The organism is Mycobacterium sp. E2733, assembly GCF_001667585.1.
Lineage (GTDB): Bacteria > Actinomycetota > Actinomycetes > Mycobacteriales > Mycobacteriaceae > Mycobacterium.
The window spans coordinates 1-12,986 of the sequence record NZ_LZJZ01000135.1 but is presented as its reverse complement, the minus strand read 5'-3'; the positions used below and the strand labels follow the sequence as shown (position 1 = coordinate 12,986).

The 12,986-nt window shown below is 65.3% G+C and carries 13 protein-coding genes and 1 pseudogene; 11 read left to right on the top strand and 3 right to left on the bottom strand.

Translation table 11 applies throughout. From position 1 onward, the window contains the following. Positions 1-5 precede the first annotated feature (5 nt). Positions 6-1,235: an acyl-CoA dehydrogenase family protein gene (locus tag A5678_RS24565; protein ID WP_068048490.1), complete on the bottom strand. Its 1,230-nt coding sequence runs from the start codon at positions 1,233-1,235 to the stop codon at positions 6-8. Positions 1,236-1,315: 80 nt separating this feature from the next. Beyond that, positions 1,316-1,693: a DUF1801 domain-containing protein gene (locus A5678_RS24560; RefSeq protein WP_068048258.1), complete on the bottom strand. Its 378-nt coding sequence runs from the start codon at positions 1,691-1,693 to the stop codon at positions 1,316-1,318. Positions 1,694-1,777: 84 nt separating this feature from the next. On the opposite strand from A5678_RS24560, the gene A5678_RS24555 reads away from it, so the two are divergent. The 3 genes from A5678_RS24555 (at position 1,778) to A5678_RS24545 (ending at position 4,294) form a co-directional block, all read left to right on the top strand. Continuing rightward, positions 1,778-2,584 (top strand): acyl-CoA thioesterase II, encoded by an 807-nt coding sequence (locus A5678_RS24555; protein ID WP_068048255.1) that lies wholly within the window; start codon positions 1,778-1,780, stop codon positions 2,582-2,584. Between the two features lie 62 nt (positions 2,585-2,646). Then, on the top strand, positions 2,647-3,177 hold the full coding sequence (locus A5678_RS24550; RefSeq protein ID WP_068048252.1) for a nuclear transport factor 2 family protein: 531 nt from the start codon (positions 2,647-2,649) through the stop codon (positions 3,175-3,177). Positions 3,178-3,184: 7 nt separating this feature from the next. Beyond that, positions 3,185-4,294: an NAD(P)-dependent oxidoreductase gene (locus tag A5678_RS24545; protein ID WP_068048250.1), complete on the top strand. Its 1,110-nt coding sequence runs from the start codon at positions 3,185-3,187 to the stop codon at positions 4,292-4,294. 58 nt (positions 4,295-4,352) lie between these two features. Here A5678_RS24545 and A5678_RS24540 read toward each other — a convergent pair whose 3' ends face one another. Further along, a complete protein-coding gene (locus A5678_RS24540; RefSeq protein ID WP_068048247.1) occupies positions 4,353-5,324 on the bottom strand; it encodes an aldo/keto reductase in 972 nt (323 codons plus the stop codon). 83 nt (positions 5,325-5,407) lie between these two features. On the opposite strand from A5678_RS24540, the gene A5678_RS24535 reads away from it, so the two are divergent. The 8 genes and pseudogenes from A5678_RS24535 to A5678_RS24500 all read left to right on the top strand — a co-directional run. Next, entirely contained in the window at positions 5,408-6,742 is a 1,335-nt protein-coding gene (locus A5678_RS24535) for an acyltransferase (protein ID WP_068048244.1), read from the top strand. A 192-nt stretch (positions 6,743-6,934) separates the two neighbouring features. After that, the gene (locus A5678_RS24530) at positions 6,935-7,240 is read left to right on the top strand and encodes a hypothetical protein (protein ID WP_068048241.1); all 306 of its coding nucleotides are present in this window, start codon (positions 6,935-6,937) and stop codon (positions 7,238-7,240) included. Positions 7,241-7,433: 193 nt separating this feature from the next. Next, positions 7,434-8,102 carry a TetR/AcrR family transcriptional regulator gene (locus A5678_RS24525; RefSeq protein ID WP_068048238.1) on the top strand — a complete coding sequence of 223 codons (669 nt, stop codon included), beginning with the start codon at positions 7,434-7,436 and terminating at the stop codon, positions 8,100-8,102. A gap of 679 nt (positions 8,103-8,781) precedes the next feature. Continuing rightward, positions 8,782-9,576 carry an ABC transporter permease gene (locus A5678_RS24520; RefSeq protein WP_068048235.1) on the top strand — a complete coding sequence of 265 codons (795 nt, stop codon included), beginning with the start codon at positions 8,782-8,784 and terminating at the stop codon, positions 9,574-9,576. 1 nt (position 9,577) lies between these two features. Further along, complete coding sequence (locus tag A5678_RS24515; protein ID WP_068048232.1) at positions 9,578-10,447, top strand: ABC transporter permease; 870 nt, start codon at positions 9,578-9,580, stop codon at positions 10,445-10,447. A gap of 5 nt (positions 10,448-10,452) precedes the next feature. Next, on the top strand, positions 10,453-11,760 hold the full coding sequence (locus A5678_RS24510) for an MCE family protein (RefSeq protein WP_068048229.1): 1,308 nt from the start codon (positions 10,453-10,455) through the stop codon (positions 11,758-11,760). Beyond that, complete coding sequence (locus A5678_RS24505; RefSeq protein WP_068048224.1) at positions 11,757-12,797, top strand: virulence factor Mce family protein; 1,041 nt, start codon at positions 11,757-11,759, stop codon at positions 12,795-12,797. The genes A5678_RS24510 and A5678_RS24505 overlap by 4 nt, the downstream gene beginning before the upstream one ends. Beyond that, positions 12,794-12,986, top strand: a pseudogene (locus A5678_RS24500) (mammalian cell entry protein); the annotation flags it as partial. The gene A5678_RS24505 and the pseudogene A5678_RS24500, both read left to right, overlap by 4 nt.

Below are 12,986 nucleotides of genomic sequence, written 5' to 3'. Positions count from 1 at the left end.
CTCCCTCAGGATTTTCCGTGTCGCACCTGGTTGAACGGCACGCCGCGGTCGGCGGCGTATTCGCGTGGGAAGTTCAGCACCCGCTCGCCGATCACGTTGCGCGCCATCTCCGTGGTCCCCCCGCCGATGTGGGCGATCTGCCGGCCCAGGTAGCGGGTGCCGATATCGAGCAGCCCCGCCTGATCGTCGACCACGGCCGCCGGCCCGGCGACGGCCATGGCGGTGTCGATTTCGACGTCGTGCACCTCGGCCATGTACAGACGGATGATCGATCCAGCGGCGGGCGGCAGGGATCCGTTGGCCACGGCGTGAAAGACGTGTTCGCTGAGTTGCCCGTGCACGGCCCGATGGACCAGGGCCCGGCCCACCATCTCGCGGACTCGTTTACTGCCGCCCTGGTTCGTCTTCTCGACCAGGGACAGCAGGTCGACCGAAATGTCTTCAGCCTCGGTGATTCCCGGCCCGCTGGTGTACTCCGATCCGTCGCCCATGCTGCGGCGCTCGTGGTAGAGCTGGCGTGACGCGACGTCCCATCCTTTCCCCGGCTCCCCCACCACGGCGTCGTCACCGACGTCGACGTCGTCGAAGAACTCCTCGCAGAACTCGACCGAGCCGTTGACCTGCTTGATGCGGTTGATGGTGACGCCGGGGTGCCGAAGCGGCACCAGGAACATCGTCAGCCCTTGGTGTTTGGGCACACTCCAATCGGTCCGGGCCAGGCACAGGCCGTAGTCGGCGGCGAATGCCCACGTGCTCCACGTCTTGGCGCCGTTGATGATCCACCGCCCGTCCCTCCGTTCGGCGCGGGTGAGGACGCCCGCCAAGTCCGATCCCCCGCTGGGTTCCGACAGCAGCTGCACCAACACTTCGTCTCCGCGCAGCGCCGCCGCGATGTGCGTTCGCTTCTGCTCCTCGCTGCCCATGTCGAGGATCGTCGCGCAGCAGATTGCGAACGACGGGACGTTGAGCATGAGCGGCGTCTCGTAGGCCAGGGCCTCGGCGTCAAACGCCTTCTTGTACGCGTAGCCCAACCCGAGGCCGCCGTATTCGCGCGGGAAGCAGATGCCGGCGAATCCGCCGTCGTACAGCTTCTTTTGCAGTTCACGGGCGCGCTGCCACGAGGTCAGTTCGTCGCGCTGCAGGACCATCGCGTCGCCGGAATCCAGCCGCGGGAGGTTGTCCGCCAGCCAGGCGTTGGCCCGGCGCCGGAAGTCTTCGACCGACTCGGACGTCACCGGATGGCCTCCCATTCGAGCGTCGACCTTGTGCTGGGCGACTGTACAGCACCGCTCCCACGGCTGTACAGGTTGGCGCCTTAAGATCGGTTCAGCTCCACGGCGGCGCGGATCAGCGCTTTCAATGCCTTCTCATCGACCGTGTCGCCCTCGCGAAAATCGATTGCGCGCCGGGTGTTGCCGTCAAGGCTGGAATTGAACAGGCTCGAGGGATCCTTCAGCGCGGCGCCCTTGGCGAAGGTCATCTTCACCACGTCCTTGTAGGTCTCGCCGGTGCAGATCATCCCGTCGTGATACCAGACCGGAACACCTCGCCACTTCCATTCCTCGACGACGTCGGGATCTGCGTCCTTGATGAGTTCTCTGATGCGGGCGAGCATCTCGCCGCGCCAATCCCCTAGCTCCTTGATCCTGGCGTCGATCAGCTCAGCGGGAGATTTGTCCTGAGAGTTGCCCATCCTGGCTCGCCTTTCGGAATCTTGTCGTCCAACCGCCCCGTGTCCGGCAGATGGGTCGGAGGCCCGTAGTCTGCAGTACTCAGCATGACCGATACACATCCCTTCGACGACGCCATCCGCCTCGACGCGATCAGCACACACGTCAGGCGCGGCCGGACCCATCCGGAATGGGCCAACATGGTGGGGCCGTTCGGCGGGATCACGGCCGCCGTCATGCTGCGCGCCGTCGAGTCGCACTCCGATCGCATCGGCGAGCCGCTGGCGTTGACGGTCAATTACGCCGCCCCCATCGCCGACGGCGACTTCGACATCTCACTGCGGGCGGCACGCACCAACCGCACCAACCAGCACTGGATCGTCGAACTCAGCCAGGACGGAGAGGTCAAGACGACCGCGACGGCGCTGTTCGCAGTCCGCCGTGACGGCTGGGCCGATACCGAAAGCCGCCCGCCGCGCGCGCCCGACCCGGAGCAGCTGCCCGCTACCGATCCGGGCCTCGTTCGATGGACGAGCCTTTACGACATGCGCTTCGCCGAAGGCTCCATGCCCGGCAAAGACGGGCAACCGAGCCCGTCGTCGAAGACCACCTTGTGGGTGCGCGACGCCGCGCAACGCCCCGTCGACTATCCGGCACTGGCCGCACTGAGCGACATCTTCTACCCGCGGGTGTTCCTGCGACGCGGCGGCTTCGTCCCGTCGGGGACGATCTCGCTGACGACGTATTTCCATGCCGATCAACACCAACTCGACGGCCTGGGGACCGAGTTCGTCCTGTGCACCGCCCACGCCAACCGCTTCGCCCGCGGCTACTTCGACCAGAGCGCACAGGTGTGGGCACGCGACGGCGTGCTGCTGGCCACCACCCATCAGGTTGTCTACTTCAAAGGTTGAGAGGTTTACACTTCGCCAGTGAAACGTCACGCCGCGACCCTGAGGGACAGAATCGAGCCGCAATGACAGAGCGCGTGGAGGGCACCATCGCGGACGCGGACACCGCCACGCTGCTGGCCATCGAATCCCTCAAGCAGCTCAAGGCCCGCTATTGCCGAAATCTCGACACCAAGGACTGGGCGGCGTGGCGCACCGTCTTCACCGATGACTTCCTCAGCGACACGGCCGACGCCGGCGGCAAGGTGATCGAGGGTGCGGACGACTTCGTGGCGTTCACACGCAAGGCGCTCGGGCGGCCGGCGCAGGCGACCGTGCACCAGGTGCATGCCCCCGAGATCGCGCTCACGTCGGCGACGACCGCGCGCGGGGTTTGGGCCCTGCAAGACGTCGTCCGGTTCGGGCCCGGGGTGACGTTGGTGGGCTACGGGCATTACCACGAGACCTACGAGAAGATCGGCGGACAGTGGTTCATCAAGAGCTCCAAGCTAACTCGACTGCGAGAGGATATCGTCACTCCCGTGTTTTCTGTCTATGTCTCCGACCGAATCCGCCGGGCGATCGGCCGGGTCGCCAACGGGTTGATGGGACCATGACGCGGCCATGACCTCTTCCACTGCCTCCACCGTTTTGGTCACCGGCGCCTTCGGACAGGTCGGCAAGCGTTGCACGCAGATCCTGCTTGACCGGGGGCGCACGGTCGTCGCGATGGACCTGCGCAACGACAACACCGCCGGCGTCGAAAAAGAACTGGCCGCCGGCCGCCACCCCGGGACGCTGATTCCGGCCTATACCGATCTTCTGGACGCCGAGGCGGTCCGGGATCTCGTCGCGGCCCATCGGCCCGAAGCGGTCGTTCACCTCGCCGCGATCGTGTCGCCGCTGTCGTATCGCAAACCCGGCTTGGCCCGCAAAGTCAACGTGGGCGGTACCGAGAACCTCTTGGCGGCGTGTGCCGCGCTCCCCCGCCCGCCGTTGTTCCTGATGGCGTCCAGCGCCGCGGTGTACGGATCGCGCAACCCGTACCGCCAGCCGGAGCGGATTACGCCGGACACTGCGGTAAACCCCATCGATCAGTACGGTCAGGACAAGGTGCTCGCCGAGGCGGCGATCCGCGCCAGCGGCCTGCCGTACGCGCTCTTCCGATTGGGCGGGGTCATCTCGCCGGATACGCACACGACGGTCAACGGTGACTCGCTGCTCCTGATGCGATCGATCCCCGGCGACAACCGGATGCACGCGGTGGACGCTCGTGATGTGGCGCTGGCGTTCGCCAACGCCGTCGATCGGAAAGAAACCATCGCCGGCAAGGTGCTGCTCATCGGCGGCAACGAATCGTATGTGCTCACCCAACGCGAGCTCGAGGACGGCCTGATGGACGCCCTCGGCCTGGGTGGGCTCGGCCCCTCCGCCAGCCTGCCGGGGGACCCCGGCGACGACCGCGGCTGGAGCTTCACCGGCTGGTACGACACCACCGAAGCGCAGGCTCTCCTCGAGTTCCAGGAGCACGACTGGTCCCAGACCCTGGCCTGGATCGCCGAAACGCAAGGCCGGATGCGGACCGTGGTGCGGCTGCTGAGCCCCATATTGCGGCCGGCTCTGCGTGCGGTCCTGATGGTGCAGCGCCGGTTCGAGGGACGCGGCCCATACGCCGACCCATGGACGCTGATCGAAAAGCACTACGGCACTGCGGCGCTGGCCAGCGTCGACTAGAAAGTCGACTATTGCCGAGAGCGGCTGCGCCACAACATCACCGGCACGTTGGCGACCATCACCGGTCGATCCAGCCCATCTGCGCTTCGGCGTGGTGGCCGCCCTTGGGCGGGGTGAGTCGGTCGAGCCGGGACAGCTGGTCGGGCGTCAATTCGACGGCGTCGGCACCGACATTTTCCTCGAGTCGCGTCACGCGCTTGGTCCCCGGAATCGGCACGATGTCGGGGCCTTTCGCCAACAGCCAGGCCAGCGCGACCTGAGCGGGACTGGCGCCGACGTCAGCGCTGATGCTCCGCAGTTCGTCCGCGCTCTTCAGGTTGTGCTGGAAGTTTTCGTCGAAGAACCGCGGATTGGTCTTGCGGTAGTCGGTATCGGGCAGGCCCTCGGTGGAGCGAATGGCACCGGTGAGGAAGCCGCGGCCCAACGGTGCGTAGGCGACGAACCCGATCCCCAGTTCGCGCAGCAGCGGCAATATCGCCTGTTCTTGATCGCGGGTCCACAGCGAATATTCGGATTGCACGGCGGTGATGGGATGCACCTCGTGGGCGCGCCGGATGGTGTTCACGCCGACCTCCGAGAGGCCGATGTGCCGGATCTTTCCGGCAGCGACCAACTCCGCCAGGGCACCAACCGTGTCCTCGATGGGGGTCTCGCGGTCGAGGCGGTGCTGATAGTAGAGATCGATGTGATCGGTGCCCAGCCTTCGCAACGAACCCTCCACCGCGGTGCGAATGTTGGCCGGGCTGCTGTCCGGCCCGCTGCGGCCCGTGTGGGAGATCAGGCCGAACTTGGTGGCCAGCACCACCTGATCGCGGCGACCCTGGAGGGCTCGAGCGAGCAGTTCTTCGTTGATGTACGGGCCGTACACCTCGGCGGTATCGATCAACGTGACACCCAGATCGATGGCGCGATGAACGGTGCGGATCGACTCGGCGTCATCACTGCCCGCACCCGAGTAGGCGACGGACATACCCATCGCGCCCAGCCCTAGGCGGCCTACCTCCAGGTCGGCGAGGCGAGCTTGCTTCATGGAATCATTGTGCGCGCAGCGACTTCACGCCAAGGGGCGGGTACCGTTGCGCGAGTGCACCGTATCGACCTTGCCCCGATCCGATGGACGACGTAGAAACCGGGCGACCGGCCCGCAATCTGGCGGTGGACTTCTACCGCGCGTCGGGGGTGGTTCTCATTGTGCTGGGCCATTGGCTGGCCGGTTCGGTGACCTATCACGACGGGCAATTCGGTCGCGAGAACCCGCTGCTCGACATGCCGTGGACGCAGTGGCTGACCTGGATCTTCCAGGCGGTCCCGGTGTTCTTCTTCGTGGCAGGTTACGCCGGCGCGGTGTCGTGGTCGCACCGCCGCGACGCCCATAGTTTCTCGCGCCAGGACTGGATCCGGCACCGACTTGCTCGGGTGCTGGGCCCGACGACGGTCTATGTCGCGCTGGTCTCGGTGGTCGTGGTGGTCCTGCAGGTTCGGCATGTGCCTGGCACGGTGATGGAATACGCGGGTTGGGCCGTCGCCATGCACCTGTGGTTTCTCGCCGTGTATGTGCTGGTCGTGTCACTGACACCGATTGCCGTTGCCGCGCATAGGCGTTGGGGTCTCAGGGTGTCGGCGGCACTGGCCGCGGGGGTGGTGCTGATCGACGCCATCTCGCTGGCGGGCCACATCCCCTATGTCGGCTGGTTGAACTACCTGCTGTGCTGGGGCCTGCTCTACCAGCTCGGAATCGCTTGGCACGGTGGGCTGTTGGGCGGCCGCCGACCGGTGCTGCTGGCCGCCGGTTCGGCCGTCGTGCTGGCGCTGCTGATCCGGGTGGGCCCGTATCCGGTCAGCATGATCGGCGTTCCGGGCGAGGCGATCGAGAACACCTCGCCGCCGACAGTGGCGATGATGGCGTTCGCTTGCACGCAAGCGGGGCTGGCCATGGCAGTCGCGGCGACCCTCGACCGGGTCCTGCACCACCGCCCGGTGCAGCGCGTGTTGTCCACCGCCAATGCCAACGTGATGGCCCTCTACCTGTGGCACATGATTCCGGTCGTCATCGTCGCCATCGTCGCTTATCCAGCCGGGTTGATACCGCAACCGCACGAGGGTTCGGTGGCGTGGTGGCTGGTCCGGCTCGAGTGGGTCACCATCCTCAGCGTCGTGACGGCGGCGGTAATGCTGCTCCTCTGGTGGCAGCGGCGATTCTTCGCGGTCCCGCTGCCCACGTTCGGCCTGCCGCTCGGCGATCGCTGGGCCGAGACGATCATGCTGACCGGCGCAGTCCTGGCCGCCGTCGGATTGCACTTGTTGGCGCAGGGCGGCTTCGCACCGGACGGACATTTCTCGTGGCCGACCGCCGCTGTGTTCGGGGCCGGGGTGGTATTGGTGGCGGTGCGCCCCAAAACCCCGTCCCCCGTAACCGGCCACAGCGCGCGGGGGTGCCCGAGCGCTTAACGGTGGGCCGGCAACACGACATGCCCTCGGACCCCGGCTTCTTCGGGCAAGCGACTTACGGCCCCTGGAGACGGGCCGTAGTGCCCTGGTCGGAGTGGCATTCCGGGGAGAAACCTTTTCCCGCAAGGCTCGGATTACTTGAGCAGTTGAGCCTAGGCTAGAACGAGACACCCTCGCTAAGGGAGTACACAGATGTCACACGCCACACTCCACACCGGCCAGGTCCCTCAGCAGCTCGCACAGGATGCCGAGCTATTACGGGAATCTGGAGTACACAAGCTTGTCGTCGCCGACCGCGACGGCAACTGCTTGGCATTCCTGCTGGCCTGGGACAGCTTCGACTACGACGCCGAGACGGACACCTACGTCTGTGTCGTCGACAGCGATGGCAGAGAGCTGATGACTGTGTACACCGCCGGTGAGATCAAACCAACGGCGAAGGCCAACACGTATGTCGTGACGGCCCCGGATAGGTTCGGCGGCCCCCGAGCGCTGTAGACCCGCGCGGTTCTGTAGCGCCGCCCTTGGTAACGGGTTGCAAGATTCATCGACCTGATCGCCGGGGCGCCAGACGGCATGACGGGTTCGGCTGCGCCCAAGGATGTCTGAGGCCCCGCGGCGCGTGGGATCTTGACATCGCGGCGCTTATGATAGACCGTTCGTACGGTTAGTTTGAGCCGAAGGGTGGTCGATGCCCCGACCTGGTAGGCGTGGTGAGATTTTCGACGCGTTTGTCCGTTACGTCGCCGAACGCGGCTATGAGAGAACGAATATGGGCGACATCGCCGACGAACTTGGCATGTCGAAGGGCACCATCGTTCACCACTTCGGAACCAAAGCACAGATGTTGCGGGAGCTTGAAGAGACCCACCTCGCACGTCAACTCGATGCGCTACAGATGGCATGGGCCCGACTTGCCGCACCGCACGAACGCATCGCCGCGATCATTTACACCTCCGCACTCCTCCAAGTGGTTGCCCGCGACGCGACGGTGGCAAGCCAGCGCGAGGTGGTACAGCTGTCCCGCGATCCGGCGATGCAGCAGGTCCGCAAGCTGCGTCATCAGTTGCAAACCCTAGCGACTGACGAGATCCGCAGCGGAATAGAGAGCGGCGTGTTCCGTACCGTCGACGTCGAACTCGCGGCACTGCAGCTGTGGGGATCACTGCAGTGGATGTGGGTGTGGTTCGATCCCGCCGATTCCCGGACACCCGAACAAGTTGGGGCCGCTTTCGTCGATGTGTTCCTCGGCGGACTGCTACTCGACCGCCTGGCGCTCAGCAAATGGACCAACCCGTCCGCGGACGTCGTCTCGGTGGTGCGCGAATGTCTTACCGCGGTCACGAGTCCGACTCACTGACCGAGTAGCCGCGGATACCTTGCGCGCCGTGGGGATTGGCGCACCGCTTCCCCTTTGACGTGCCCAGCCGTCCTGTGCCGGCGATCGGCGAGCGAAAGACGCACGAATTGCTATCACTGTACGCGCGGTCGGTTTTCGTGCTGCGACTCCTCTTGTCCACCGCGGTGTGGATCGAGCGGTAGGCGGGCGATTAATGCCCAAACACACTGGTAATCGCCAAAATAGTCCAAATAGCGCGCAATGCCCTGACAAACGCGTTCGTCGGGCAGCGCAGCGGGCCGCAGCCGGTTGTTGACTGACCGTACGGTCTAATGCCATAGTGATGCGTGGCGCAAACTAGGGCGGCATGGAGCCGAAGGGTGGGGTCTCAGAGTGCCGATCGGGAGGAGCACCAAGTCGACTGGCGCCGAGAATCGAGTGATGCGCCCCGCCAACAGTGGCACCCCGCGGCATTGCACCAAGGGTTCGATGAGAGAAGCCAGAATGCTCCGGCTATCCCGTTTCGTTCGAAAGACCCTGTAGTCAAGAGCCTTTCGCTGTACGGCCGCTCGACGAATCGGCGTGTTGATCGCGATCACCAACACCATCACGATCCCCAGCCCACGACGAGGTGCCGCCCGGTCGAAGAAGCGGTGGAGGGATCGCGGCTGGTTGCGTCGTCACGTCAAAGGCGGCGCGGATGACCACCTCGCACTCGGTTGCCAGCAAAGTCGGCAGCAGGATTCGGCCGGGCACGGAAGTGGCCGGCGGATTCTTCCGCATGTGCGTACTGACCGGAAAAGCCCTGCGGCAGCCGTTCGAGTGGCGCGAGTTCATCTGGAACGGCTGGTTTCTGATGCGCGTGTCGCTGCTACCCACCATCGCGGTGTCAATCCCGGAAACCGTGCTCCTCATCTTCACGCTGAACCTCCTGCTGGCCGAGATCGGCGCCGCCGACGTCTCCGGTGCCGGTGCCGCGATCGGCGCGGTCACCCAGCTCGGCCCGATCGTGACGGTGCTGGTCGTCGCCGGCGCCGGGGGCACTGCTATCTGCGCCGACCTCGGCGCGCGCACCATCCGCGAGGAAATCGATGCGCTCGAGGTGCTCGGCATCGACCCGATCCACCGGCTGGTGGTGCCCCGCGTCGTCGCCTCCACAATCGTCGCGGTGCTGCTCAACGGCCTGGTGGTCGCCGTCGGCCTGGGAGGCGGCTACCTGTTCAGCGTGTACCTGCAGAACGTCTCGAGCGGCGCCTACCTCTCCACCCTGACGGCGCTCACCGGCCTGCCCGAGGTGGTAATCGCGTTCATCAAGGCCGCGACGTTCGGGCTGATCGCCGGCCTGGTCGGCTGTTATCGGGGGCTGATCGTGCGGGGCGGGTCCAAAGGTCTGGGCACTGCCGTCAACGAGACGGTGGTGCTGTGCTTCATCGCCCTCTTCGCGGTCAATGCGGCGCTGACCACCATCGGCGTCCGGTTCGGGACGGGCCGCTGAGATGGCCACGGTTGCAGCACTACGCGTCCGCTTCCCGCGGACATCCGCACTGGTCGTTCGCTACGGCGACGCCCCATCCCGGCCACTGCTCGAGATCGGGCAGATGGTCTGGTTCGCACTGACAGCAATCGGGCAGATCCCCTTCGCCATGCACCGCTACCGCAGAGAGCTGCTGCGGATGGTGGCCCAGATGGGGATGGGCACCGGCGCGATGGCTGTGGTCGGTGGCACCGCGGCCATCGTCGGCTTCATCACCCTGTCCGCGGGCTCGCTGGTCGCCATCCAGGGCTACGCGACGCTGGGCAACATCGGTGTCGAGGCATTCACCGGCTTTTTGGCCGCACTGGTCAATGTGCGGTTTGTCGCGCCGGTCGCCGCCGGTCAGGCGCTGGCCGCCACGGTCGGCGCCGGCGCCACCGCCGAACTGGGCGCTATGCGCATCAGCGAGGAGATCGACGCGCTCGAAGTGATGAGCATCCGATCGGTCGCATACCTGGCCTCCACCCGGGTGGTGGCGGGTCTGATCGTCATCATCCCGCTCTACGGGTTGGCGATGACCATGGCTTTCCTGTCCCAGCAGGTCACCACCGTTGTGCTCTACGGACAGTCGATCGGCACGTATAACCACTACTTCCACACATTCCTGCGCCTCAACGACGTCGGTTGGTCGTTCGCGGAGGTGATCCTGGTTGCGGTGGTCGTGATGACCACCCACTGCTACTACGGTTACACCGCCACCGGCGGGCCGGTCGGCGTCGGTGAAGCGGTCGGCCGGTCGATGCGGCTGTCGTTGATCACGATCGTTGTGGTCGTCGTACTGACCGCGATGGCGGTCTACGGCAAGACCCCGAACTTCAACCTCACCGTGTAGCCGCCATGACGACCCCGGTGAAGGAGAACCCGCAACGCATTCCGCCGTACAGGACGGCCGCGGTGGTGTTCTTGATGGTCTTCGCGGTGGTGCTGGGGGTCGTCTGGCTGCAGTTCCGGGGCCGGCTATCGCCGACGACACGCTTGACGATGTTGGCTCCCCGGTCCGGTTTGGTGATGGATCCGGGTTCGAAGGTCACTTACAACGGCGTGGAAGTCGGCCGGGTGGCCAGCATTTCGGAGGTCGAGCGGGACGGCATACCGGCGGCCAAGTTCGACTTGAACGTGAATCCGAAGTACATCGAGCTGATTCCGGCCAACGTGGACGCCAACATCAAGGCGACCACGGTGTTCGGAAACAAGTACGTGTCGTTGACATCGCCGAAAAATCCGACGTCGCAACGCATCACACCCCAACACGTGATTGATGCGAGGTCGGTGACAACCGAGTTCAACACTCTGTTCGAGACCCTGACCTCCATCACCGAGAAACTGGATCCGGTCAAGGTCAATCTGACACTGGCCGCAGCCGCGCAGGCGTTGACCGGCTTGGGCGACAAGTTCGGGCAATCGATCGTCAACGCCAACGCCATCCTCGACGACATCAATCCGCAGATGCCGCAGATCCGGCACGACATCCAAGGGCTGGCGGCTTTGGGCGACGTGTACGCCAACGCCGCACCCGACCTGTTGAACTCCCTCAACAACGCGGTGGTCACGGCGCGCACGCTGCACCGGCACGAAGCCGACCTCGATGCCGCGTTGTTGGCCGCGGCCGGGTTGGGCAACACCGGCGCAGACATCTTCGCCCGCGGGGGGCCCTACTTTCAGCGGGGGGCCGCCGATCTGCTGCCCACCGCCCAGCTACTCGACACCTACAGCCCCGAGATCTTCTGCACCATCCGCAACTACTACGACGAAGAACCCGCCGCCTATGCGACCACCGGCGGCGGCAACGGCTACGCGCTGAGAACCATGACCGAGCTGACGTCAGGCTTGGGAGGCATCCTCACGCTCCCGGGTTTAGCCGGCACGGCGGCCACCATGGGGCTCCTCGGGCTCGCCGGGTTGGTCGGCGGGGCGCCGAATCCCTTTGTGTATCCGGACAATCTGCCGCGGGTGAACGCCCGCGGCGGGCCAGGCGGTGCCCCGGGGTGCTGGCAGGCCGTGACGCATGATTTGTGGCCGGCGCCGAGCCTGGTGGTGGACACCGGCGCCAGTCTCGCGCCCTACAACCATTTGGACACGGGCTCACCGTACGCAATCGAGTACGTCTGGGGCCGTCAAGTCGGGGACAACACGATCAACCCATGAAAATCACCGGCTCCGCTATCAAGCTCGGCATCGTCTCGCTGGTGCTGCTGCTGATCACCGTGTCAATCGTGGTGGTGTTCGCTCAGGTGCGCTTCAACAGCACCAACAGCTATCACGCGGAGTTCGGGAATGCCACTGGGCTGAAAGACGGCCAGTTCGTCCGCGCCGCGGGAGTGGAGATCGGCAAGGTCAAGGCGGTGCGGCTGATCGACGGCGGCCGGCGGGTAATTGTGGACTTCGATGTCGACCGCTCGGTACCGCTCTACCAGTCGACGACCGCGCAGATCCGCTATCTCAACCTGTTCGCCAACCGCTACCTGGAGCTCAAGCGCGGCGAGGGCGACGGCTACGACCGGGTCCTGCCGCCGGGCGGCTTCATCCCGCTGGCGCGAACTTCACCGGCGCTGGATCTCGACGCCCTGATCGGTGGCTTCAAGCCACTATTCCGGGCGCTCGATCCGGAGAAGGTCAACACCATCGCGTCGGCCATCATCACCGTGTTCCAGGGTCAGGGCGGCACCATCAACGACATCCTCGACCAGACCGCGCAGGCGACCGCCCACATCGCCGAACGCGACCAGGCGATCGGCGAGGTGATCAAGAACCTGAACACGGTGCTGGACACCACGGTTCGGCATCGCAAGGAATTCGACCAGACGATCGACAACTTCGAGAGATTGATCACCGGGTTGGAACACCACGCCGACCCGCTGGCCGCCGGCACCGCGAACATCAGCAACGCCGCCGGAACGGTGTCCGACCTACTCGCCGACAACCGCGCTCTGCTGCACAAGACGATCAACTACCTGCAGGCACTTCAGCAGCCGCTCGTCGACCAACGCGATCAGCTCGGCGATCTGATCCACAAGACGCCGACCGCGCTCAACCTGATCGGCCGCAGCATCGGGCTCTACGGAGACTGGGTGAACTTCTACGTCTGCGACCTCACCATCAAGTGGAACGGACTGCAGGCCGGCGGTCCGGTACGCACGGTTCGGATCTGGCAGCAACCCACCGGTAGGTGCACGCCGCAATGAGAACGCTGACGGAATTCAACCGCAACCGGGTGGGGTTGATGGGTATCACCGTGCTGGTGCTCGTGGTCGCGGTCGGCCAAAGCTTCACCAGTATCCCGATGATGTTCGCCAGCCCGAGCTACTACGGGCAGTTCACCGACACCGGTCAGCTCAACAAGGGCGACAAGGTGCGCATCTCCGGCGTGAATG